Below are 26,450 nucleotides of genomic sequence, written 5' to 3'. Positions count from 1 at the left end.
ACGTGATAAAAGAGACAGCGCACGTAAGCAGATTGCTGAGGGTATCGACCCTTGTGAACAGAAACGGATAAAGAAAGTGTAAGTATCCCGGAAAAACGAACCATTAACTTTAACAGATATGTCGATTTCAGCTTTTCATTCACACCAGGCTGTCAGGTTGGATTGTATTCTATTGACGAAACCTGTCAGCTTAAGTCTGAGCTGATACAGTCATGCTACGATCTAATGTGTCTGGCAGATGTACATAAAATGATAGGTGCAGCAGTATTCTGCGCTATTTAATGAGTCCTATCCGGAATACGGAAAGAAACCCGGAGCGGTATATTCAACTATGTCGGAATGTTTTATAACAGTAAGCGTTAGCATAGCTTGCGTGTTCTTATATCACCAACGCAATATAAACATCAATATTATCAATTAGTAACCAGTGTTTTTATCGCTCACGTTAATTCAAAATTAAATTAAGACTGACCTTCAGGTAAGGAAAAAATATAGAGTTTAAAAAGATAACTTGATCATCTTCACATTTTATAAAACTTCAATTTGAAATTTTACTCCATTTGATGTTTTATGTTGGAATTATATTTTAAATTGAAATCTCACTTATAACCACCACAAGAGTGAATGCATATGAAAATAATAAATAAAATACCTTATCTCTTTTTCACCATAATACTGTCTTCACCAACATTCTCATCGACCAGCTTTGCTGATAAACTCCCTGACCTTCCTGTGGTATTAAAAAATGGAACCGGAGTAATTAGCCAAAACATTATTTACATAGGTTTAGGTAGTACAGGAAACTCATGGTATAAACTTGATCTTAATGAAAATAAAAAATGGGAAAAAATAGCTGATTTCCCGGGTACGCCAAGAGACCAGGCTATAGCAATTAATTTAAATAATGATATTTATATATTTGGCGGAGCGGGAAAAGAAAATATTGAGAGTGAAACAATAAGCTCATTAACAGATGTTTATCGTTATTCACCAAGTGAAGACAAATGGATAAAAATAAACACCAGCTCACCTTATGGCTTGGTTGGTCATGCAGGAGTTAGTATCAGCACCAATAAAGCCATCATTCTCGGAGGAGTAAACAAGCAAATATTTGATAAATATTTCATTGATTTAAATAATACTAAAAACAATTCACCCATGAAAAATAAAGTTATTAATGATTACTTTAACAAACCTATAGAAAGCTATTTTTTAATAGAGTAATACTGACTTATAATGCAGATAATAATCAATGGAATTCATTAGGTACTATTCCTTTTAATGGAACTGCGGGTTCTTCATTAGTAAAAAATAACAATACAATAACCTTGATTAACGGCGAATTAAAACCCGGGTTACGTACCAGTGAAATACAAACGGCTCTATTAGAAAATAATCAACTACAGTGGAATACTACTGTACAGAAACTTCCTCTACCATCACCTGAGCAGCAGCAAGATGGCTTAGCTGGTGCATTTGCAGGTTATAGCGCTCATACTTTACTTGTTGCTGGTGGTACTAACTTTCCGGGCTCTCAGGCTAAGTATTCACAGAAACATTATTTTGCACATCAGGATTTAGATAAAAAATGGCACAAAGAAATTTATGGGTTGATTGATGATCAATGGAAAGTAATTGGTGAACTGCCGATCCCTCTTGGTTATGGAATCACTATTGAGCATGGTAATTCACTATATTTAATCGGTGGTGAAACTACAAAAGGTGAGGCAGTTAATTCTGTAATCACTTTAACAATAAAAGATAAAGATCTAATTATTAACTAAACCAATCACATATATAAATTATAATAATCAACCAAGAACTCTATATTAAATTTATGGCATCCTATCCACTCAGGTAAAAATTATGCTTAATAATAAAATCTTGCTGGCATGTTGTACTTTTTTTATATCACTTCAATTAAATGCGACTACACTAGACTTTCGTCATGAATATTCAGATTCATCGAGAATAAATAAAGACCGCATTGCGTTTATTCATTCATTTTCAAATGGCATAGGTTTTTATATTGATGCCAGTATAAAATCAGGTGGTGTTGATGGTGAAAAAGATAAAGTATTTAGTGATGTTGTTAATAATGCCATCGAAATGGGGCTGAGTTACAATCATAAGATAAATAATAATATAACGTTACAACCAGGCTTAATATTCGAAACAGTTACGGACACATCAATTTACAAACCTTATTTAAAGGCACAATATAATTTTGATAATGGTTTATATATTGCTGGTCGTTATCGTTTTGATTATGCCAGAAAAACAAAACAAGGTGTTGACGACGAGAAAACAAATCGCTTTGATACTTTTATTGGTTATAAATATAGTAAATACAAAGTTGAATATGACTATACACAAATGTATAGCGATGCTATAAAATATGATAATAAGAAACGTAATTATGAACATAATGTCTTTTTTTCTTACCAATTGAATGACACATTTACTCCTTATATTGAAGTTGGAAATGTTGCAGTGAGACCGACCAGTGACGCCCGTCAAACCCGGTATCGCTTAGGATTACAATTCCACTTTTAAGTCCTCTATAACATAATACCAAACCTTGTAGTGAATAATCACCCCATTATTCACTACATTATTTTATATGTTTATCAACCAATTAAATGCAACACTCTATTATTTGATCTCCTTCACAAATTACACCTTTCTCAATTGAGAAATTACACTCCATAAAATAATATCAAATGGAGTTGCATTTCAAAAAAGAATGGTGAATTCAAAATGGCATTAATTGAAAAAATGACTAAGGATATTCAACAAAAAGGAGGGCTGATCGTTTCTTGTCAGCCTGTCGATAATAGCCCTATGGATAAGCCAGAAATTGTGGCAGCAATGGCCCGGGCTGCTGTAAATGCAGGTGCCGTAGCAGTACGAATTGAGGGGATAGATAATTTAAAAGCAACCCGCCCCCTTATTGATGTACCAATTATCGGTATTGTCAAACGTGATTTACCGGATAGTCCGGTCAGGATCACGCCTTGGTTAAGTGATGCAGAAGCATTAGCGACAGAAGGTGCCGATATTATCGCTTTTGATGGTACGGATCGTGTACGTCCAGTTCCAATTAATGAGTTACTGGCTTGCATACACCACCTTAATAAATTAGCGATGGCAGATTGCTCCACATTTAATGAGGGAATGCATTGCCGGAAATTAGGAGCAGAATTTATTGGTTCAACAATGTCGGGCTACACAGGTGGCGAAATACCGAAATTACCTGATTTACAATTAGTCACTGCATTGGCTGAAAATGGGTGTCGTGTAATAGCCGAAGGCCGTTATAACACCCCAATAATTGCAGCAAGAGCCATACAAGCCGGAGCCTGGGCTGTCACTGTTGGTTCCGCATTAACCCGACTTGAACATGTTTGTGGTTGGTTTACTCATGCGCTCAAGTTACAGCAGGAGTTAGTTAAATGAATATATTAGCAATTGATATTGGAGGAACAAAGATTTCGGCTGCATTAATCAGCCGGGATAATCAACTTACACAGCATACTCAAATTACAACCCCTGCAAGTGCATCACCAACTCAGCTCTATGAAGCGCTGGCCGCGATAACAACACCACTAAAAGCACATGCAGATGGTGTCGCCGTAGCCTCTACAGGGATCATCTGTGATGGTGTATTAACGGCATTAAACCCCGATAATCTGGGGGGATTAAAAAATTTCCCGTTGAAAAAAATACTCTCTGCATTAACGGATCTGCCTTGCTGGTTACTCAATGATGCTCAGGCTGCTGCATGGGCTGAATATGATTACCGCCATGAAAATATCTCTGATATGGCATTTGTTACAGTATCGACAGGTGTTGGTGGCGGCTTGATTCAGCAAGGACAATTACAGGCAGGAAAACGAGGTATTGCAGGCCATCTTGGCCATACCATTGCTGATCCTCATGGCCCTCTTTGCGGCTGTGGTCGTTATGGATGTGTCGAAGCTATCGCTTCCGGCCGTGCCATTGCTTCACAAGCTGTAAATGAACTTGCAGGGAAAGATGCGAAAGCTATTTTTGCTGCCTATCACCAGGGAAGCCTTCAGGCGAAGACAATAATTGAAAACTCAGCAAATACTATAGCTAATTTAGTTGCTGATATTAAAGCAACAATAGATGCCGACTGTGTTGTTCTTGGTGGAAGTATCGGGTTAGCAAACGGATATATTGAGCTCGTTCAAACAGCTATCAGACAACAACCGGAGGCATTACAGGTGCCTATTTTAGCAGCTCACTATCATCATGATGCCGGACTTTGGGGTGCGGCTCTCTGGGCCAGAGTAAACTAAAAAACTGTCGTACTTCTTACCTTTTACCTTACATATGGCAGGACTAAAAAAATGCAACTACATGATTTTGGTTTCGTTAATTATGCAGTGCTGTTTGGTTATTTAGCAGCAATGCTACTCGTTGGTGTTTATTTCTCTAAACGCCAGAAAACAGCAGATGATTATTTTCGTGCCGGGGGACGGGTTCCCGGTTGGGCTGCCGGCGTTTCTGTCTTTGCAACTACATTAAGCTCAATTACCTTTATGTCTATTCCGGCGAAAGCTTATACCTCTGATTGGACTTTTATTATTGGCCAATATTTAGCGATCGCCATTTTGCCATTAGTATTTTATTTCTACATCCCTTTCTTTAGAAAATTAAAAATCACCTCTGCTTATGAATATTTAGAAGCCCGTTTTGATATACGAAGTCGTTTATTCGCCAGCCTGTCATTTATGTTATTTCATATTGGTCGAATTGCAATTATCACTTATTTGACCGTACTCGCATTACGTCCTTTCATAGGGATAGATCCGATTATATTAGTTGTACTGATTAGCCTGTTATGTATTATTTATACATGGATGGGAGGGATTGAAGGTGTTATTTGGACTGATGTCATTCAGGGATTATTACTTTCAGGTGGTGCTGTTTTAATCTTTATCATGATCTGTTTTAAAGTTGATGGAGGAATTAGTGAGATTTTTACCACAACAGCACAAGCTGATAAATTTTTCCCAGAAGCACAGTTACGCTGGAGCTGGACTGACAGTACTATTCCTGTATTAATGATTGGTTTTTTATTTGCCAATATTCAACAATTTACTGCAAGCCAAGATGTTGTCCAGCGCTACATTGTGACTGATTCTATCGAACAGACTAAACGTACTTTAATCACAAATGCTAAATTAGTTGCTGTTATTCCTGTTTTCTTTTTTGCCATTGGTTCAGCCCTGTTTGTGTATTACAAACAAAATCCAGGTTTGTTACCTGAAGGTTTTAATACCGGGGGTATCTTACCCTTATTTATTGTTACAGAAATGCCAGTGGGTATTTCCGGGCTAATCATTGCAGCTATCTTTGCCGCTGCTCAATCGAGCATTTCCAGTAGCTTAAACAGTATTTCAAGTTGCTTTAATTCTGATATCTATATTCGCTTAAGTAAAGTTGAACGACGTTCAGAACAAAAAATGAAAGTCGCCAGATTAGTTATAATTATTGCTGGAGTATTCAGTAGCTTAGCAACAATTTGGTTGGTTTTATCTGACGAATCTGAAATATGGGATGCTTTTAACAGCTTAATCGGTTTAATGGGTGGTCCTATGACCGGACTATTTATGTTAGGTATTTTTGTTAAACGTGCTAATGCAGGTAGTGCGGTCGCAGGCATTATAGTAAGTATCATTGCTGTATTAGCAGCCCGTTATGGCAGTGACCTTAACTTTTTCTTCTATGGTGTAATTGGTGCTATGTCAGTAGTTATTGTTGGTACAATTACTGCGCCATTTTTCTCCGCAGCAAAACAAATTTCATTGGATGATAGTGAAATATCCGGGAACTAACAGGAGGTATCTATGTTATTTGGTCATATATCTGACGTGGCAATAATGCCTGAAATGAATTTGGTATTACGTAATATAATTGAAAAGGCACTCGCACTCGATCCATTATCTTTAGAACCCGGAAGCTATCCTATTGATGATAATGATGTATTTATGAACGTAATGTCATTTGAAACACAATCCCGGGAACAAAAATGTGCAGAATTACATCATCGCTACATTGATATACAAATATTACTATCCGGTGAAGAAGTTATAGATTATGGCGTTCGTCATTCAGCTAAAAATGCCACTGTTTATCATAAAGATGATGACTATCAACTCACTGATACTATTGAAAATAGTCAAACATTATCTTTAACCCCCTCTATGTTTGCTGTTTTTATGCCTTACGAGCCCCATAGACCCGGAATAGCTTCAGAACAAGGAAATAGTATCCTAAAAAAAGCCGTGATTAAGGTAAACCCTGCCCTGCTGGAAAATTAATTTTTGCCGATTCAGTTAAACGCTTTATTCTAAAATATCAGAAATTTTCACTTTGATATCAATGGAATAAAGCGTTTTGCCATTATCACATAATTATCAGAGCAAGGCTTTTTTTAACCCGCCAGAATTGGTACTCTTGTTAGCAGAATTCCACTCCCTTTGAACTTCAGCAAACAAGGATAATTTTCATGACAAAACAGTCAGTTACCAGACTGAAGCCAGGTAAAATACTCGACACACTGGGGGCAATGAAAAATAGCCTGACGCGAGTATCACAGCGTATTGCTGAATATATCCTGTTTCATCCTGTTGAAGTCACTCAGCTTTCCATCGCACAACTTTCCCGGGCGACTAAAGCTGGCGAAGCAACTGTAGTACGTTTTTGCCGCACTCTGGGCTATAAGGGCTTTCAGGACTTTAAAATGGATTTAGCCATTGAAATGGCGACATCGGATAGTGAAGAATCACCAATCCTTGATGCTGAAGTTAACCATCAGGATGATATCCATACTATAGGTTTAAAATTACAAGCAACCATCAATAATGTGTTATCAGAAACATTAAATTTACTTGATATGACGCAAGTTAAAGGCGCTGTAAATGCGTTGCTATCATCGAATTATGTTTTTATCTGCGGCGTGGGTTCCTCGGGGATCACAGCAGAGGATCTAAAAAATAAACTGATGCGTATTGGATATCGGGTGGATGCTGTTACCAATAACCATTTTATGTATATGCAGGCTTCCTTATTGAAACCGGGTGATATCGCGATCGGTATCAGCCATTCCGGAAATTCACCGGAAACAGTTCATGCACTGAAACTTGCAAAAGAAGCAGGGGCTACCACAATTGTGCTAACGCATAATTTAGGTTCACACATTATGGAATATGCCAATTATTATCTGATTAATGGTAATCGCCAGGGGAAATTACAAGGTGATTCTATTGGTACAAAAACAGCACAACTGTTTGTTTTAGATTTACTGTATACCCTACTTGTCCAGGCTCAGCCTGAAATGGTCAAAGAGCAAAAACTGCGTACACTAAATGCATTGAAAAGTACCAATTCAGCATGAGTTTATAATTAGTGTTATGTGGTCTTGAATAAAACCAGCTAAAGATCACACTTTCATTTTTCTCTTTCTTTAACGCTAATTTCATTATTGCGTTCTGAACGATTGAGTCTTAATATAGAGTCAAACTCCATTAAATAATCAATAAAGAAACATGGCTCCAAAAGGAATAATAATGAAAAAACTCTCTGGGTTAATCGCTGCACCTCATACACCTTTTGCTGCCGATGGCAGTGTTAATTATCCTGTCATTGATAAAATTGCAGAACATCTTATTGCAACTGGTGTTACAGGTGCTTACGTATTAGGAACAACAGGAGAAGGTATCCATTGTTCTGTCGAAGAACGCAAAAAAGTCGCTGAATACTGGGCTGCTGCCAGTCAGGGACAATTAGATATAATTGTTCATACAGGTGCTCTCAGTATTGCAGACACTATAGAGCTATCCCGTCATGCTGAAACATTAGATATTCAAGCTACATCAGTGATTGGCCCTTGTTTCTTTAAACCGGGCAATGTAGATGACTTAGTTGAATATTGTCGTTTAGCAGCGATGAACTCGCCTTCTAAAGGCTTTTATTACTACCACTCTACTATGTCGGGACTAAACATTGACATGGAAAAATTTTTACAAGCGGCAGGAAAAACAATTCCGAATTTATCCGGAATGAAATTTAATTCTCCTGATATGTACGAATTTCAACGTTGCTTACGTGTTGATGGCGGTAAATACGACATTCCATTTGGTGTAGATGAATTTATACCGGCAGGGTTAGCGTGTGGGGCATTAAGCGCTGTAGGAAGCACCTATAACTATGCTGCTCCTTTATATCTTGAAATAATTGATAAATTTAACAATGGTGATTACAAGGGGATCACTGCGTGTATGGATAAAGTAATTGCAATTATTCGTGTGCTGGTAGAATACGGTGGTGTTGCTGCAGGTAAAGTTGCAATGCAATTACATGGCATTGATGTTGGTGACCCCCGCCGTCCACTACGCCCATTAACTGCAGCACAAAAAACGGATGCACTGGCAAAATTTAAAGCAGCTGGTTTCCTATAATTAACCTTACTCTTGTTGAGTATTAACAATACAAGCTTGCTTTTTTACATCTCCCCCATTTTATGATGACAGTGGCTTTCGAAGTGAAAGCCACCTTTTATTTCTTAAAATATTCTCCGGTCAGTCATCCGATTAAGCTGAATAACATCATGTATAAAACAAAAAAGAATATATTGTCACCTGTATAAGAAATTTGCTTTTATTACAGATAATTATATTTTACTACACTTTATTTTTTATTTTTAGCAGTGAATAATGCAACCGTACCCTGAATATTAACTGAAACATCTTCAAACAAAGACGAAAGCATAGTTTCAAGTGAATCCGCAGAGTCATAAACGTTGCTAAAAATCCCTTTTTTGTTATAGACTGACATTAGCTTACTTCCAAAACGGTTATGCTTAACCCCCTCTCCAAGAATAGTCGCGCCATATAAAATCCCATCATCTTTAAGTGTTTCAGTGATATTTATTATCGCTTGTTTCTTATCACTCACTTTCCCCGGCAAACAATGTAATAAATAAAATATGGATACTGAATCAAATCCCCCCCTCAACTCATCAGTAAATCTATTGAAGATATCATGACATAAACAAGAATTTAATTTTTCATCAGAAATATATTTTTTAGCACATTCCAAACTATGAACATTAAGATCGGAAAGCGTTATTTTATTAATTTTATCTGCGGATTTCTTTAAATAAAAACCAGTTCCAACACCAATATCCATATGGTTGCTACCAAGATGAAATTTAAAGTGAGGAATTAAAAATTTATCAGTATTACAATGCCATGCATAGTTATTAGATATCTTTAGCACCCACCAGTCATATAGAGACAAAGAGAGAGGTGTATATACTTTAGAACCATCGTTTGTGTTCAATGACATAAAATCCCCAGAATGGAAAACATATATATTATTTTTTTATTATTTGTTTTAATAGTCGAAAATAATGAGTAATAAATCAGGTTATCATATGTTATAAGTGCATGATAATATACCTGATATTATTCAGAATTATTTATATCACATACCATCCCTGGTATGCTTCATCCGTAATAATCATAAATCACATGTTTTTCTAAAAATTTCTCAGAAACCATTTATACAGATACTGAATAAAAACCACGAGGTCACGAAATACAAAATAACCAAACGCAATTATAACGATTAAAATTAACACCATTCACACAAGTAAATTAACAAGTTATATTTTCATTATCTTTTTATTTCTTTCGAAGTATTTTCATTGAGCTAATACTGTGTGGAAAATCATCTGCATTTCCCTTTCCTGAAGAGCGGGTATAATAGTCACCCTGAAAGTTTTTTTCTTTGAAAAACCGCACTGTCCATCCATCCGGAATATCAAACGACATGATCTTGTTATCAAAATTATATGTACTAAAATCATCAATACTTTCATTGACCAGCAAATGCTGACCTGTTTGATCAAATCCATTAAATAATACAATAGCAGAGAGCCCCTGGTGACGACTATCTCCATTACTCAGTATCACCGTTGCTGTAGTACACATGGCATCTTTTGGCGTACAAAAAATACTATTACTACCCTCTTTATTTTGACAAGACTGACTGGCGTTGAATTGTGCTTGTGTTTTTTTCACATCAACACCGGCATACATCTTGTTAAATGGGGTTAATACACATACATATACACTTTCTTTAAACTCCCGATTATCAGGGTAAGAGTACACAGGGGAATTCACCGTCACGTGAATATTATCAGCTATAGCAACCAAAGGTAGTCCTATCAATAAAAACAAACCTATAACTCGTTTTTTCATATTAAATTCCAAATCTATTTTTACCACTGCGGATCAAAAGGGTCTGTATCCGGGCTATACGGAATCAGATATCTTCCCCATATGCTTTGCAGCTTTCAATTGAAAATCTTCCCTAAAAGACTATCCTGTAAAGATAAATAGCACATATGCCCCGTTGCGGCAAACCAGAACAACACAGGGAAAAGAACGGTCAGATGGTACAAAAAATAAAATCGTAGTATCAACTTCCCGTGCACTATTTATCTCATTTTTTATTTTAAGTATTTCTGATTTTGGTTTTCTCATCATTCTGAATTAATCTGCCATTTTTCAGGTAGTTAATTTTGTCAGCCATCAATTGTGCTTCATCTTCGCTGTGAGTCACTAACAGTGCTGTTTGCCCGGCTTCCCGTAAAATATCTCTCACTTCCAGCCCTAAACGTTTACGGCTATCCGGATCTAAGCTCGACAAAGGCTCATCTAACAACAATACTGCCGGCTGTGTCGCCAATGCACGTGCTAAAGCAATACGTTGCTGTTGCCCACCAGACATTTCATGTGGATAACGCCCGGCAAGTTCTTTTAATTCTACTAAATCCAGCAGTGTTTGAACTCGTGTTTGCTGATATCCTTTCGGTTGTTTTCTCAGACCGAAAGCAATATTTTGCGCTGCGGTTAAATGGGGGAACAGCGCGTAATCCTGAAATACCATTCCCACATTGCGTTGTTCCGGCGGAAGATGAAGGCCCTCTCCTGCAACACAGCGGCCACCAACATGGATGGTTCCCTGCTCTGTACGTTCAAACCCTGCAATAGCACGTAATGCAGTGCTTTTTCCGCAGCCGGAAGTACCGAGAAGACAGCCGATCTCCCCTGCATTAATGTGCAAAGAAAAGCCTTTCAGAACATGATTACGTTGATGTTTACTCCCGTAAGAGACATGCACATTATCAAGAACTAACGTTGTGTCTGACACCTGATGACGACTCCCTTCTGATTATCGTTGTTTTGGCCCGGATGAAGATAATTGACTACGTGCTAATAGTATTACCGGGAGCGTTCCGGCCAATACAATCAGTAATGCTGCAACAGCCCCCTCCTCATAGGTACCTCTCGCCGCTTCTGCATACAAAGATGTTGCTAATGTTTCAAAGTTAACCGGACGAAGTAATAAAGTAGCCGGTAACTCTTTCATCACATCAGCAAAAACCAGCAAAGCACCTGTCACTAATGCCGGACGCAATAACGGTAAATGTACGCGGAAAAAGGTTCCCGACTCACTTTCACCAAGTAATCTTGAGGCCTGTTCCATGCCCGGCGGAATACGGGTTAACCCGGCATCAATCGCCCCGACTGAAATCGCCATAAAGCGGATAGAACAACAGATAACTAATAAAACCCCCGAAGAGAGCAGCGGTAAACCGCGATAATTGAACAATTCGGCCAGTATATTATCCAACGACATACCCGGTGTTAATAACCCGATGGCCAATACCGTTCCCGGCACCGCATAGCCCAATGAGGCAACTTTCATCAATGTACGTCTGGCCTCCGGAGCCCCCCCCGAAATCGCACTTGATCTCGCATACCACGCCACAATCAGGCTGACAAAAGTCACCACAAGGGTAACTCCTGCCGCTAATAATAATGAGTTTTGTAATGATTGCAGGAGGCTGGCAGAAATTTCCATACTATCACTAAAACGCCTGATACTTTCCCAACCCAGAAATAGTGCAGGGGCAACAAAGCCCAGTAAAACAGGCAGAGAAGTCAATAAAGTCGCCAGGCATGCGTGAATTCCCGTTAATCGTGCCGGTAAAATCCCCCGCATTTGCCGGCCGGAATTATAACGCTGATTCTTGCGCCCATAATATTCCAGGGCCAGCAACAGAATAATTACCGTCAACATGGAGCACGCAATTTGCGCTGCTGCCGCCAAATCAGAACGCGTCACCCACGTGGTATACACTGTGACTGTCAGAGTATTCACGCCAAGGAATTCGGATGCGCCAATATCATTCAGTGTTTCCAGTAATGCTAAGCTTGTTCCTACCACCAGTGCGGGACGTGCCATTGGCAGCGCCACCCGGAAAAATGAGCCGGTTGAACTTAAACCAAGTGTGCGGGCTGCTTCCAGTAAATGCGCCGGCTGGCTCATAAACATCGCCCGCATGGTGAGATAAACATACGGATATAACACCAGACCCAATAACAAAATCGCGCCGGTCATGGAGCGAAGATCCGGAAGCCTGAACTCACGGGGGTTGCTATAGCCCAACAGGCTGCGAATGACTTCCTGAACCGGCCCGATGGGATGCAGTAAATCAAGCCAGGCAAATGCCACTATGTAGGTTGGCATGGCGAGGGGAAGCAGCAATGCCCAACTAAATAGCCGCTTTCCCGGGAAATCGAATGCAGTGACTAACCAGGCGCAACCCGCACCAATAAGCATGACCAGTACGCCGACACCAAGTAATAAAATCAGGGTATTGAGTATCGCATCAGGCAACACATACTTCAGTAAATGTTCCCAATGACTGACACCTGAGCTTACCGCGAGCCATAACAGGAATAACAAAGGGGTCATTACACCAAGCGTAATGACCACCACAGTAAGACTTAAAGGCGAAAAACCGAAACGCGGCGCTCCTGCGGCGCCACGTAAATCAGATAAGCCTGTTTTATTGATCGAATCCAACTTTATCTACCAACTGGCTGGCTTGTTTACGGTGTTTAACGATTTCAGCCAGTGGAATGTTATCAACATTGATTTCACCAATCGCACTGTTGATCGTCGCATCCAAAGGAACCCCTTTACGGATTGGATATTCGTAGTTAGCTTGCGCATACAGCTGCTGAGCAGGAACTGAAACTAAATACTCCATCAATTTCACAGCTTGTTCTTTATGTGGCGCATTGCGGGCAACTGCAGCACCAGTGATATTGACGTGCGTTCCGCCACTGGTAAAGGTTGGCTGAACGACTTTAATGGCATCCCCCCACTGACGGGCATCAGTGCCTTCTTTCGCATTTTTCATATGACCAACATAGTAGGAGTTCGCTAAGCCAACATCACAGATACCACCGAGGATGTCACGGGCAACATCACGATCGCCACCAGCAGCTTTACGGGCTAAGTTATTTTTCACGCCACGTAACCACGCTTCTGTTTTCGCTTCACCATCATGAGCAATCATTGCGGCTACTAATGCTGTGTTATAGGGGTGTTGTCCCGCACGAATACAGATTTTGCCTTTCCATTGCGGGTCTGCCAGGTTTTCATACGTGATGCTGTTTAATGGTATGGATTTTTCTGCATACAACACACGTGCACGCATTGACAAACCAAACCATTGGTTGTCTTTATCACGTAAAGAAGCCGGAATAACTTCTGTTAATACTTCGGGTTGAACAGGTTGAGTTACACCTGCTTCAACTAAATCGATGAGGTTACCTGCATCAACTGTCATTAATAAGTCAGCCGGAGAGTTTTTACCTTCGGCTTTTACTCGTTCTAACATACCATCTTTGATATAGACAGTATTTACATCAATGGCAGTTTCTTTCGTAAAGGCATCGAGAAGAGGCTGAATTAAGCCCGGTTCACGTGTGGTATATAAAGTGAGGGAATCTTTTGCCATCGCTGGTAATGCACAGGTAACCATAAGCGATGATGCCAACGTAATCAAACGAGTCTTATTACATAAAAAAAACATTTTTTTCAACATGTTGCGATCTTCTCCATAGTGAAGTGATGCTTAATTTAATCTATTGAATATCTTGCAGGCTGTAAAAAAGTATATATGATAATAAGTCTCGTTTGCAAATTAGTTTCATTAAAAAATAGTAAAGTTAAGTTATAACTAAAATGAATGCATTCTAAGGTAATCGAAGATCTCTGTTCGGGCCAAACTCCGGCCTTATAAATACGCTTTCTGATGCGCTCTTTTTTCAGTAAAACGATTAGATCAAAGCGTTATCGCGGCAGTTGCCACTCCGGCTGATACTCTGTACCAGGTTGTTGGCCCGGCAGAAGCGCAGCCAGTGCCAGTTTGCGTGAGAGGGTAGGTTCCATAGCCCCCCTCACCCGGGCTGAATTATCTGCTGTGGTGGGGTGTCAGCTCAGAACATAACGGTCAATGTATAAAAAGGGGCATATTGTGGGTCCTGACAAAAAGATATCCTCAACACTACTCCGCCGCAACGAATATTATAGAAATAACGTAGCACTTGTAATGTGCACCATAAAAAACCTTACTTCATTCAATATCCGAACCGGAATATTTTTCATTGCCTCTGAAAGTAATTTATTAAAATAGATACAGCCTGATAAACCATCCCGTATTTTTCACCTGTCACTGTTATTCCCTTACTATTCTCAAATTGTTACACATTACCGCCTTATTACAACACAGGTGAGTAGAGGCATACGCGTCTGAGTGGTATTTTTCTTATTAACGAGCTGTATATCTGAATTAATTCCGGTAGACGGTATTTACCGGCTGTTTCATTATTTTATCACCTGTTAAAAAATAATATTCCGTTTTATTTCCGGACGATTTTCTTACAGCTCACAGCACCACATTCAATCTGATAAATAATTTTAATTCGCTTTTTAAAGCAAGGACTTGGATATGACATTTAATAATTCAGTGCTGATTGCACTGTTTTCCGCTTCTTTCAGCGCTTATGCCACGGAACCACCACCACCTTATCAGTCAGAAGTTGAAGTTCCTGATATTAATACCATTCTCAGCAGTGCCACTGATGGCTGGCCGACCGCAAAAGATAAGTGGGATAATAAATATCAGTCAATTATCACCGGTAACCAATATATTAATGGTCAGACATTAACCAGAACCTGGTTCCCGGAACAATTTCTTTATGTTGAGAATAATTCTTACAGCCTGAATAACACCATTGATTCCTTCCAGACCACATTCCGGAGCGGCAGTGTCGCTATCGGAAATATAGTCAAAGGCGGAATTACCAATCCGTCCGATCCTTCCAAAGTCTATCGCGGATTTATGTCGATGATGGAAGACTCCATAGCGTATAACACTATTGTTGAAGATAACGGCAGCCTCAGCCTGGGGAATGACGCCAAAGCGTATAACACCACAGTGAATACCGGCGGCAGAATGGTTGTCGGTACACGGGGCTATGCACAGGCAATTTTGATCGACGGCGGTTATCTGGAGCAATCCGTTACCAGCACCTCAAATACCAAAGATGTCATTGTCGTGAATGGCGGCCAGCATATTATCTACGGCGGTACGGCAACCAACAGCCATATCGGCAGCGGCAGCTATCAGATGAGCAGCGGCACCACGATAGATACGGTGCTGTATGACGGTGCTGTCCAGCAAATCTATTCCGGAAAAGGCGCTGACCGCAATACTATCGTTAATCACGGCGCATTGCAGTTTATTACCTACGGTAGTGCGGAAGATACCCGTGTTTACGGTACCCAGATTATTACCGGTGTTGACGGGGAATGGGAAAACGGCGAGTGGACATCCGACGATTCTTTCCGGATTGATGATCAGACAGCCAAAAATGCCACCATTTATGCCGGCGGTGTGCAGCGTATTCAGACTGGCGAAGCCATTGATACCCGGGTTTACGGACAGCAGATTGTCAGCGGCAAAAAAGGCGGCTGGAGCGGCGGACAATGGGTTGAGCAGGATGCCTGGATTGGCAAAGATCAGGTTGCCACCGGCTCAGTGATCCACCAGGGCGGTGAACAGATTGTTGAATACTATGCCGATGCGGTTGGTACGCTGGTTAACGGCGGTACACAGCTGGTCAAGGAGTTTGGTCATATTCAGGATACTACCGTTGAGAACGGAGGTTCATCCTTTATCGCTTACGGTGCCTACTCCACCGGTGACCTGAATGTTAATGACGGTTCAGTAACGATGGAAGGCGGTAGTCTTCACAGCTGGACCGGAGCTCTGGACGGCAAAGGCGCTTATGTTACCCGTCTTAATCTGGCCGGTGACAATGCGTTTATGTATCTGAAGCATAATGACACCACCAGCGAATCCGAAGCAACGATTGAAACACTGGCTAACAACGGTACCGTGGTATTCGGCAGCAGCGACGGCACTGACGCCGGTAAATACAGCCGGTTACAGATTTCAGATCTGACCGGTTCCGGCACCTTTGTGATGAACACCAATATTAACGGTGGTACCGGTGATTTCCTGAATATCAGCAACAGTATCAGCGGTGAGTTTAATGTCAGAGTAATGGATTCCGGTCAGGAGCTGAAAAGCCGCGGCGGTGTGAATCCTCATCATCTGATCTTTGCCAACGGCAGTGACAGCAACAGCTTTGCGCTGGTAAACGGCAGTGTTGATCTGGGTGCTTACAAATATTACCTGGTACAGGGTGATGAGCAGGACAGCGACAACTGGTATTTATCACCGAAAGCAACCGATCCGGTACCAAATCCGGATCCGGAGCCGGGCCCTGATCCGAAGCCTGAAATCTCCGAAAGCGGGAAAAACGCTATCGCGATGGCCAACGTGACGCCAACTATCTGGAACAGCGAATTATCCACACTGAGAACCCGGCTGGGCGATCTTCGTGATAACCAGACGGCGCAGGATGGTGTGTGGGGCAAATATATCGGCAGCCGTAACCGCATCTCAACCGGCAATGTCGGTTACACCCAGGATATGAACGGACTGATGCTGGGCGGCGACCACGCGATTGCGCTGGAAAACGGCCGCCTGCTGGTCGGGGGAATGTTCTCCTATACCCATTCAGAACTGGATGCCCGCACCAGTGACGGCAAGGTGGACAGCTTAGGTCTTGGTGTCTATACCACCTGGATGCACAACAGCGGCTACTATGTGGATGGCGTGCTGAAAGCCAACCATTTCAGAACCAAAAACAGCGCGCAGTTTAATGACGGAAAAACCACCGCCAAAGATAACACCAACGGCATCGGTTTCTCTGTGGAAGGCGGTAAACACATCACCGCAGGCAGTTACTTTATCGAGCCTTATGTACTGGGATCTTACTTCCGCGGCGAAAAAACAGCCTACCGTTTTAGCAGTGACATGAAAGTGAAAGCGGATGCTGCAGAATCTGTTAAAGGTGAAATCGGTACCACCTTCGGTAAGACGTTTGTCACTGAAAGCGGTGGTCTGATTAAACCTTATGCTCGCCTGGCGGTCAGCCACGAGTTCAAAAAGAACAATGATGTGGTGATTAATGACACTGAATCATTCAGCAATGATATGTCCGGAACCGTCGGTAAATACGGCGTGGGTCTGACAGCGCAGATGAATAATCAGTGGTCCGCCTATGCAGAGTTCAACTATGCCAAAGGCAGCCATGTGGAAACCCCTTACAGCGGCAACCTGGGTATCCGTTACAGTTTCTGATAACTTACACAGAAATAACAAAACCGGCCTTTAACAGAGCCGGTTTTTATTTTACAGAACAACGTATCCGTTTCAGCGGCGGTAGGTATGCTGAGACTGATACCACCACAGCAAGCTGAAAATCGAGGCAGATAATACCAGTGATGAAATGGCTGCCGGTACTGCTGCATTATTTATGCCGGACAGAAGTGGTGTTGTGTCATGAGTAAATTCGTCAAAATCAGATGTTTCAGCATAATCATCAAAAATTCCCTGTAAATCCTGTTTTAATTCTGCAAACAGGGGGGGATCTTTATAATCGGGATCCTCTCCCGGCTCTGTATACTGATTTCGGTTTATTTCCCTCTCAACCAACCCCAGTCTGACAAACTCATCCGGATTGACATAACCCTCAGCATACATAAGCACACTCTTATCAATACGAATACGCCAGTTATCTGTTTCATCCTTCATATATTCGGGTTTTCTGACTAAAGGATTATTGAGAATATCTCCTTCGTCCGCCTTCGCGCTGATAAATGATGTTTCCGTTTCACCGGAAAAACCGCTTATTTCCTCATCCAGCAATGGCTGCATTTCCAGGTCCTCAGCACCATTTCCTGTACCTCTGAAACGCTGTAATGCAGAACGGATCCCGCTGATAACACTTCTGATTGCCCGCCCTATCCGGGCGATTCCCCGTGCGACAGCTGCTAAAGGACGGGTCAGTACCCTGCTGATAGCGCGCAACTGTTCCCCGCGGCTTTGCTGCAACGGATGCGATGTATTATATACCGCCGGTGCCATGCTTCGCTGAGTGGACGGTATCTGCAGTTCCCGCATTTCAAATTCCTCAGCTCCGGCCATCAGACCGGCGCTATCGCTGTATGTCACCGGGTTATTGCGCACCATACAATAAGCATTCATACCATCAGCTGTTCCCAGCGGATCGGGCGAGATCCAGCGGCACAACCACGGCGCATAATAACGGAATCCGTAATCGTAAAGCCCGGTGAGATTATCCCGTTCTTTATTGCTGTAACGGTGATATTTATAGTCTGCTTCACTCTCACTCCGCGAACTGAACAGTGAGGTGCCGCCGAACGGATAATATTCCTCCTGCGTAATAATATCGCCCTCTGCACTCAGCTCCAGCGCGACCGAGCCCTGCGCATCAAGGCAGTTATAACGCATCAGAGAAAGGGGCATTTCTTTCTTTTCCGGCTCCCGCTCAGACAGGCATACCACCGCCGAATGGCCGGCCAGCGGAAAACTCAGTGAATAATGGCTGCCCTGTGGTTTACCATCATAGTCATACTCACACAAACGCATGCCGGAAATATACGTCACCGTTTCCCGGCGGCGGGCCTGAGTGATACCGTCAGCAATCCGGCTGCTGAGTTTACTGCAACGCTGACCGCTGCTGTCATACTGATAAAACTCATAGTCCGACGCGCCATTTGCCCGCCGTGCACCATCCGCGCGGACAAGCTGCTGCTGTGAGTCGCGGGTAAAATGCACGCCGTTACTTTCTTTCAGGTTACCGAAACTATCAAAAAAGCGTTCCACTTCATACGGTGAAACCGGCTGCGGTAAACTGCGGTTACTCTCCGGCGAGACAGAAAAAACCTGAGTCCAGTTATTATGTCCGGCACTGTGACGAAGCTGCGTCATATTGCCCGCATTATCATAGTTATACCATCTCTGATAATTCACTAACTGCTGTGATCCGCTGATAAGCGGCGTTATTGTACTTTTTCCGCCATTCAGCGCTTCACGGCCTTCAGCGCGGCGTAAGCGGTAGCAGGAATCGTAGTGATACTGATTATGTGCCGTGATCCGCAGATTATCAAAATACTGATCCTCCCGGCTCAGATCATAACGCTCAGTAACATTTCCTGCAGGATCATACTGATACGAAATATCCTGAATCGGGTAACGTTTTTTATTTCCCCCCGGACGCCAGGTTGAAATACGCAACAGCCGTTTTGTGAAATGTTCCTGTGCATAATAACGGGTCACACCATTACCCAGCATTTCCTGCTGACACGCACCATTCGCATGATAATCTGCCGATATCAGTAATGCATGCAGGTTTCCGCCCTCATCAGTCAGATGACTGCTGATAAGCTGTCCGCGCCGGTTGTACCCATTGCGGCGTGTATAAACAGCGCGTTCCTGTCCGGATTCATGACAGGACAACGATAATTGCCGGACTTTACCTGATGCCGATAAATCATTACGGTGAATCCACATCCGCATTTCTGCTTCAGGCGGATGATTCAAATCAGCACTCCGGTCACGTACTGCCCAGAAACGGCGGCTGAATGTTTTATTTTTGCCGGAGATATCAAATTCCGTAAATGTTTCAGTTCCGGCGTTATTCTGTATCTCTGTACACTGCCCCCGGCAATTATATTCTTCGGCATTATCAACACCATCACTGTAACGCCGGGTCTGTAATAAGATCTCTTCTGTTCCGTTAAGACTGTGCTGTGACAGCAAACGTCCAATACGATCGTAGGTAAAACGCTGGCTGACTGCCTCCTCTCCGGGATTTCCTGTTGTCCATTCAGGCTGGCCATCCGCATGCAACAGACTTAATGATTCACCGCTGTCGATACTGACCTGATGAACAGGGCGCTGCAGTAAATCTGTGGCAGAAACGAGATTCTGATATCCGGGTTCATTTCCCAGTGCAGAGACACTGAAACGCGGATCAGCACACATCTGCATTTCACCTCTTTCTCCGTACTGATAGCGGGTTATCAGTGCTTCGGGTATATCTGTACTGCTTTTGCGGTTAAAATCCACAGCCCTTGCAGTCAGTCCTCTGGGGTCAAATACCGTCATCCGGGGGGTGTCTGCGCACAGTTCACCAATTTCAGATAAGTTCATGATATTTTTTCCTTATACTTTCGGCGGAGTCAGATGCATTTCAAAACATGCCTGCTGTAACTCAATAAATTCCGGCTGATAAAATAATCCCTGCTGATCCTGTGCAATCCACTGCATTCTAAAACTATAATTAAAGACTCCCGATTTTAAATTCTGGCTCTGCGTTATTGGTGAAAAACGGCATATTGCCGTACCATCCGGATGGTTAAAATTAAAATGTGTTTTGATATTGCCCGAATTGTTCTGCACAGACACCGCAATAACCTGATTCTGAAACCAGTGATAAAAATGTGTTTCTTCCGGGACAGCTGAAGTATCAGTAACTACCTGATTAAAAATCTTCCGGGTCATAAGATAGTCATTATTGTAAGTATCATTAATCTGCCGGAAAACAGCCGGGCCACCCGGATATTCCGGAGGAAACTGAATAGTCTGAATAACCTGATGTCCGTGACTATCATAAAGAAACGTTTTTATGGTCCTCCCGCCTTCCGGATTAATTATCGTCATTCTGGTAATATTTGGTTTTCCGTCATATTCATACTCTTCTTTATACCCATCCGGGCGGAGACGGGAAATCAGCTGACCATCCTTATTCCACGTATATTTTTCTGTTTCCGGCCATCCCATATTAACCGGACAATGTGTCAATGAACTCAAACAGGGTGATTTGTCATTGTAGCAATAGCGAATAATATCACTGACACCCGAACTGAAACGCCGGATACTGCGAATAACTAATCCATTTTCATTATATTGATAGCTCTGACCGGACAGTATCCTGCCCATATTATTTGTCAGTGACAAATCACCACTATATCTGCAATCTGTCAGTTTACCTAAGTTATTAAACTGACGTAATTCTTTATAATTACGCTCACTCCTTTGCTCACTATGGCGGCTGCCATCAGGAGGTGAAAATAGATTAAGTTCTGTCATTTCAACACGATCATTAACATCATAGTTAAAAATCAATGTACCTAATCTCTCCCAGTCCTCACCCTTCCTTACACCTAAAGGATCAAGTAGTATATTGCCTGATGAAATTTTCGTTGTATTTACATTCCCCCGGTCATTATAATCATAACTGTAACGTAATTTTGTATATAGCAGGGATTTATTTTCTACACTATCAGCCACATATGTATTAACATAAATATCACTCAGACGGTTATTTTTATCATATTCCGATTGACAAAAACACCTTACCACCCCATTAATCACAAACCATACATACTCTATATTACCATTTTCTTTATTGTATTGATAAATTTCACGATATTCATTACTCCCGGTTGAAATAACTTTCCCTTCCGACCAGTCAATCCGGTTAAATACATTACTGGTAGCCAGCATCTTATGCCTCTCTTAAATTATATCTGTTCGTCAGGATGGTAATGATTAATTTAGCTATCATTATTATTCCCTCCGTACCATACCTGAAGCATTGCATAAGGCCTGAGAATATCCGGCCCCGGTGTCAGAGTAATACCAGCATCCGGCAACCAGGTTTCCCGTCCGCCGTTAAAATAATATCGCTGAATATTATCGGCATATATTTTTTCTGAATACGGCTTGTCTATTTCCGTCATTTGCCCGTAAATACCCCGTTCCATAAATAATTCATCATAGTTACCGGGCCCGGCAGATATATTACTTTGACGCTGAAACAGCCGCAGAAGATCAAAACCGGAAGACAGAGTATCGTTCTCATCATAGTCCAGATTAAACCAGGGGAAATAACGCTGATAACGCAGATATCCTTCCGCATCCTGCACAAATACCGGCTTATCCTGTGCGTCATATCCGATCACTTCGCACGGAATAAGATCTGACAAATGGGTATCAATAACGGGTTCATAACTGTCAGAAAACCAGGCTCTGAAACGACGGATGGCATTACCTGATAATGTGGTTTCCGGCGCTTGCATGATCCGCCAGCGGGTATCTGCCATCACTTCTTTCAGCTGATTATCATCCTGCAATAACACACCGCCGGCACAGGGATAAGCCGCACCGGGCTCATCGAGACTAAACTGCTGCCGCGGATGCCCTGTACCATCAAAATAGGTAATATCAATGCGGTACGGTGCCATGTCCGGTGTTCCGGGGTAATCTGACGCACTGATAGTTATCTTCCATGCCGGCGCGCCCATCAGTTCATTTTCGTGATATAACGTGACCGATGCCAGTCCGCCGAGTAATGCTTCTGCGTTATAAATCACCTGCGGTAATGAGAGTGGCTCCGGTAGCGTTAATTCAGATACCGGTTTAAATCCTGTGTCTTTACCCCCTTCGGTACCGTACTGACTGGCGGCGATAATATTACCAAATGCATTTAAACGGACTTCACTGGTGTTATTGTTGATATCGCAGATCCGTACCGGCTGCCAGAATCGCTCATCAATTTCTGTCACCTGTGTTTTCTGACCAAATTCATCCGTGAAACTATCCGCCATTCTGTAATAGGTGTTGTAATGAAAAATCTGAACGCCACCGCGTGGGTTTTTGCTTTCCGCCGGTAAATAAAACCCGTCCGCATCCAGATACGTCAGTGTGTTTCCTGATGAAACCCAGACAGATTGCTTCAGTTCTTCCGGTGTCCGCTTCTGATAGCCTGCCGCACTCAGTTGCTGTGTCAGTTCATCATCACTGAGATGTGCGTGGTATGGCTGCAGTGTGATGTCATTAAATACCGCCTGTTCCTGCCCGGTAACACGGGGCGGATAATTAATCTCTGCGCCGTCCTGCTGATAACACTCTTTCTGCCACGCCAGCAATGTCCGGGGTTTTCCCGCCAGCGGATTGTCTTTCGCCTGTAATATTTCCCGGCTGAATATGGTATTGCCGTTCATTTCATTGCCGGTCAGAGAAACGCTTTCCTGCCAGCTGCATTCCGGCAGAACCGGCAACCAGCGGTCAGGCGTGATCATACTCAGTGAGAGGCGGCGGGTTTCAGTGAACCAGCACAGGGTCTGAGCATCATCGAATGAATTCTGCCACTGAAGCGGTGTGACCGCCGGATACGGATTTTCCTCAACGCCGCTCTGACGCGGCAGGAAAACAGTTATCTCATGTAACGCTTCACCGTACTCAGAGTAATCCATCACAATTTGCTGCTGACAGGCGATGTCTTTTTCTGACTGCTGATAATTAATACTCAGGGTTTCCAGTAACAGCGGCGCTGCGCAGATAATATCCCCGTTTTGCTGAAGCAGACGGATCTGATAACGGTGTTCCTGTACAGAAAACGGAACAGCAGTATCTTCCGAATCAAATAATTCTTCCCTTAATAGTGCGCCTTTCAGGGCATAATGCAGAGACGGGACGCTGTTATCCGCAATGATCCGGTCTTTACGCTCCTGCCAGCGTGTCAGTAAAGAATCTGATGTTACCGGTGATGAAAAATATCCTTCCCGTTTTACAGCATCACCTGCCGCGCCAGTGTGATACCAGCGGCGCCGCAGACGCGGTCTTTGCAACGGCGTATCGTTGCGTTTGTTACTCTCACCGCAGTCGTCCGTTTCATCGACCCGGTAATAACCACAATAACGGCGTTTATCCGTATCATAGCGTCCGCCCCGGTAATTATAGGTTGTATGCTGTTCCTGACGGGTGATCAGATCCCGGCGGTGTATACCGGAAAGCAGGGATAACCGCAGCGGGAGCCGGCTCCGGCGTGATGGTTCTGCCAGTTTCTCATCCAGCCAGTAATCTGCCGAACTCCGGTAACTGAGCTGAGTATAAAATCCACAGTGATTAGTGATGGTTTTCAGCAGCCACGGCTGCTCAGATGTCAGATTCAGCCGCCAGTGACGTGCTTTCATGTGCCGCTCACTGACCACCAGGCTGACACCCTGTCCGCTCAGTGCGGCAAATTGCAGTGTATTGAGATCATCCCAGGCGAAACCGTCCGGCCAGCTGATCAGCAGAGGCTCCGCAAATCCGTTGCCGGACAGATTACGGTAATAATTCAGCCCCGCCGGCGCAGCATAGAGAAGATCATCTGTACCGCTGCCGTCAATATCCGTCATATAAAGGTGCTGCGGGCGGAATTGCGTTTCCTTATCAATCTCCCCCGGCAGATGCAGTTCGACCGCTTTGCCGAACTGCCCGTAACCATTACCGGGCCAGCAGGTAACACGGTTATAGCGGATGCGGGTTAAATGCGCTCCGCCGCTGCCGAGCGGATTTGCCAGTGCAACCCATTCACGGGCATCAGAAGCCGGTAACGGCAGACATTCGTCATTACAGGTGATCACTGCCGGTTCAAAACCTTCGCGGTTGTTGGCATAAAAACGCACGGTATGCGGGCCGATAGAGGCAATTCCCATCAATCCGTTACCGGCTAAATCAGCAAACTGGCTCTGAGGCTGAAAAAATTCCGGCGGAAAAGCAGAAAACGGGGTAAAACCGGTGTTCTTCTGCAGAGGATTGAGGGTAAAAAAGCCGTTCAGATCCGGGCGTAATACCACCCATTCAGGGAATCCGTCACCGTTAATATCCGCCAGCAGGTTTTCATCTCCCTGCTCAGAGGGGAGCAGCGGCAGCGGCTGCCTGTCCGCATATTCTGTTCCGTCCGGTGTAACCTCACTGCGTACCGGTGCCTGATACCCCCACACACCTTCATTCCGGGATAACCACCCCGCATAGCCTTCACCGTATAAATCGACCAGCTGCCCGGTTGCGCGATCCACTTCCGGCCAGTTCATCAGCGGAACATAATCCGCCTGACCGGTGGTCAGTTTTGCATCGGTATAGGTAAAAACAACCGGTGGTTTTTCTGCAACACGGAGCGTACCATCAACCGTTTCATACGCCAGCCGGGTAATGCGGCTCAGGCAGGTCATCACCGGGCTTTCGGTATACTCAAACAGGTAGCGGTTAACCATCACCGGGTCACGTTTCAGATCATCCGCTTTGCGGGAAAACATCAGGATCTGACGGCATAACCGGCGGCAGCGTGTTTCAAAGCCGGCAGAATAGAGTGAAAACGGATCACGGCGCAGCAACCAGCCGGATTCGGCAGCGGCTGTCCACGGCGGAACTTCCGCTTTCTGTAATGTTCTTTCGCCGTAATCAAAAACAATGTGTAATAAAAAAGCGTCCGGCGCGGGCATATCCCCCGCCAGGCAATACAGGCTTCCGTGAGCTTTTACATTCGCGTAATCTGTCCGCTGCGGATACAGCCGGTTATTTCCGCCCTGCCGTTCTCCGTCACTTACCCCGGTATCATCCTCCCGGCGGTAGTGAAAGCAGATATGTTCGCCGTTAACGGCCAGAAACTCTTCCTGATACCATTCACTGATCCGCAGCGCATCAGTTTCATCCGCTACCCGTGCACCGGCGGAATGACCGAAGCAGGTAACTGCACCATCGTTGTGACAGATCAGCCAGAACTGTTGTGCCTTATCGGTTTCGCCTGTCCAGCACTCGATCCGCTCATAACGGTTTTCAGTCTGAGCGCGGTAACGCCGGACAGTATAAGGTTGTTCAAGGGTTATTCCCTGACAAACCTGAATGTTACTCCTGACTTCAGGCAGCCCGTTATCATCACGGTATTCCGTTAATTCCCCGCCATCCGGGGCAAGAAAAATATCATCATCCTGATAACGCGGTACGCCGTGTAATGTGCTGCGGGAGATACAGGCGGTCTGCAATGACCAGCCGATACCGGTTTCACCGTTGCCCGATGCAGAGCTGTAATAAAGAGAGCATGATGGTGCAATTCCTCTTCCTGCACATACCGCAAAGGGAATATTTGCTGTAGCCATACCGTCAGCACCGGCGCCGGCCACGGTTTCTTCCATCCCTCCCGGAGTGACATTTCCGGAAGGTAAAGACGGCGGCGTTATCGTAACAGCGTCGCCGGACCAGATAGTATTTTCCATAACCT

At 43.4% G+C, this 26,450-nt stretch carries 18 protein-coding genes and 2 pseudogenes; 11 read left to right on the top strand and 9 right to left on the bottom strand.

Annotation, left to right across the window (positions count from 1 at the left end):
* The 10 genes and pseudogenes from GN208_RS08675 to GN208_RS08630 all read left to right on the top strand — a co-directional run.
* A pseudogene (locus GN208_RS08675) lies at positions 1-79 on the top strand (DUF4102 domain-containing protein); the annotation flags it as partial.
* Positions 80-630: 551 nt separating this feature from the next.
* Positions 631-1,224 carry a kelch repeat-containing protein gene (locus tag GN208_RS08670; RefSeq protein ID WP_243828336.1) on the top strand — a complete coding sequence of 198 codons (594 nt, stop codon included), beginning with the start codon at positions 631-633 and terminating at the stop codon, positions 1,222-1,224.
* A gap of 104 nt (positions 1,225-1,328) precedes the next feature.
* Positions 1,329-1,784, top strand: a complete 456-nt coding sequence (locus GN208_RS08665; protein WP_243828335.1) for a hypothetical protein — start codon at positions 1,329-1,331, stop codon at positions 1,782-1,784.
* Between the two features lie 82 nt (positions 1,785-1,866).
* Positions 1,867-2,556 carry an oligogalacturonate-specific porin KdgM family protein gene (locus GN208_RS08660; RefSeq protein ID WP_004237808.1) on the top strand — a complete coding sequence of 230 codons (690 nt, stop codon included), beginning with the start codon at positions 1,867-1,869 and terminating at the stop codon, positions 2,554-2,556.
* Between the two features lie 204 nt (positions 2,557-2,760).
* A complete protein-coding gene (locus GN208_RS08655) occupies positions 2,761-3,459 on the top strand; it encodes an N-acetylmannosamine-6-phosphate 2-epimerase (protein WP_004237807.1) in 699 nt (232 codons plus the stop codon).
* Complete coding sequence (locus tag GN208_RS08650; RefSeq protein ID WP_004237806.1) at positions 3,456-4,325, top strand: N-acetylmannosamine kinase; 870 nt, start codon at positions 3,456-3,458, stop codon at positions 4,323-4,325. The genes GN208_RS08655 and GN208_RS08650 overlap by 4 nt, the downstream gene beginning before the upstream one ends.
* 51 nt (positions 4,326-4,376) lie before the next feature.
* On the top strand, positions 4,377-5,867 hold the full coding sequence (locus tag GN208_RS08645) for a sodium:solute symporter (RefSeq protein WP_004237805.1): 1,491 nt from the start codon (positions 4,377-4,379) through the stop codon (positions 5,865-5,867).
* 12 nt (positions 5,868-5,879) lie between these two features.
* Complete coding sequence (gene nanQ, locus GN208_RS08640) at positions 5,880-6,353, top strand: N-acetylneuraminate anomerase (protein WP_004238806.1); 474 nt, start codon at positions 5,880-5,882, stop codon at positions 6,351-6,353.
* A 188-nt stretch (positions 6,354-6,541) separates the two neighbouring features.
* Positions 6,542-7,429 (top strand): MurR/RpiR family transcriptional regulator, encoded by an 888-nt coding sequence (locus tag GN208_RS08635; RefSeq protein ID WP_004237804.1) that lies wholly within the window; start codon positions 6,542-6,544, stop codon positions 7,427-7,429.
* Between the two features lie 172 nt (positions 7,430-7,601).
* Complete coding sequence (locus tag GN208_RS08630) at positions 7,602-8,492, top strand: dihydrodipicolinate synthase family protein (RefSeq protein WP_004238807.1); 891 nt, start codon at positions 7,602-7,604, stop codon at positions 8,490-8,492.
* 229 nt (positions 8,493-8,721) lie between these two features.
* Here the strand turns inward: GN208_RS08630 and GN208_RS08625 are convergent, their stop codons facing one another.
* From GN208_RS08625 to GN208_RS08600, 6 genes and pseudogenes are all read right to left on the bottom strand, one after another.
* Positions 8,722-9,381 (bottom strand): class I SAM-dependent methyltransferase, encoded by a 660-nt coding sequence (locus GN208_RS08625; RefSeq protein WP_243828334.1) that lies wholly within the window; start codon positions 9,379-9,381, stop codon positions 8,722-8,724.
* A gap of 338 nt (positions 9,382-9,719) precedes the next feature.
* Positions 9,720-10,298, bottom strand: a complete 579-nt coding sequence (locus tag GN208_RS08620) for a beta/gamma crystallin-related protein (protein ID WP_123805119.1) — start codon at positions 10,296-10,298, stop codon at positions 9,720-9,722.
* A 256-nt stretch (positions 10,299-10,554) separates the two neighbouring features.
* A complete protein-coding gene (locus GN208_RS08615; protein ID WP_004238813.1) occupies positions 10,555-11,253 on the bottom strand; it encodes an ABC transporter ATP-binding protein in 699 nt (232 codons plus the stop codon).
* 21 nt (positions 11,254-11,274) lie between these two features.
* A complete protein-coding gene (locus GN208_RS08610; protein ID WP_004237798.1) occupies positions 11,275-12,975 on the bottom strand; it encodes an iron ABC transporter permease in 1,701 nt (566 codons plus the stop codon).
* Positions 12,959-14,005: a Fe(3+) ABC transporter substrate-binding protein gene (locus tag GN208_RS08605; protein ID WP_243828333.1), complete on the bottom strand. Its 1,047-nt coding sequence runs from the start codon at positions 14,003-14,005 to the stop codon at positions 12,959-12,961. The genes GN208_RS08610 and GN208_RS08605 overlap by 17 nt, the downstream gene beginning before the upstream one ends.
* A gap of 147 nt (positions 14,006-14,152) precedes the next feature.
* A pseudogene (locus tag GN208_RS08600) lies at positions 14,153-14,321 on the bottom strand (IS3 family transposase); the annotation flags it as partial.
* A 590-nt stretch (positions 14,322-14,911) separates the two neighbouring features.
* Between GN208_RS08600 and GN208_RS08595 the strand changes: the two are divergent.
* Positions 14,912-17,677: an autotransporter outer membrane beta-barrel domain-containing protein gene (locus GN208_RS08595; RefSeq protein WP_015422511.1), complete on the top strand. Its 2,766-nt coding sequence runs from the start codon at positions 14,912-14,914 to the stop codon at positions 17,675-17,677.
* Between the two features lie 72 nt (positions 17,678-17,749).
* Here the strand turns inward: GN208_RS08595 and GN208_RS08590 are convergent, their stop codons facing one another.
* From GN208_RS08590 to GN208_RS08580, 3 genes are read right to left on the bottom strand one after another with little or no spacing between them, the layout of a single operon-like run.
* Positions 17,750-20,554: an RHS repeat-associated core domain-containing protein gene (locus GN208_RS08590; protein WP_004237794.1), complete on the bottom strand. Its 2,805-nt coding sequence runs from the start codon at positions 20,552-20,554 to the stop codon at positions 17,750-17,752.
* Positions 20,555-20,566: 12 nt separating this feature from the next.
* Positions 20,567-21,910: a hypothetical protein gene (locus GN208_RS08585; RefSeq protein WP_004237793.1), complete on the bottom strand. Its 1,344-nt coding sequence runs from the start codon at positions 21,908-21,910 to the stop codon at positions 20,567-20,569.
* Positions 21,911-21,960: 50 nt separating this feature from the next.
* Complete coding sequence (locus GN208_RS08580) at positions 21,961-26,445, bottom strand: SpvB/TcaC N-terminal domain-containing protein (protein WP_225806400.1); 4,485 nt, start codon at positions 26,443-26,445, stop codon at positions 21,961-21,963.
* Positions 26,446-26,450 lie beyond the last annotated feature (5 nt).

Origin of the sequence: Morganella sp. HSTU-ASny43, from assembly GCF_022819185.1 — a bacterium.
In the GTDB taxonomy this organism is placed as follows: Bacteria; Pseudomonadota; Gammaproteobacteria; order Enterobacterales; family Enterobacteriaceae; genus Morganella; species Morganella morganii.
This window is presented reverse-complemented; position numbering and strand designations above follow the sequence as displayed.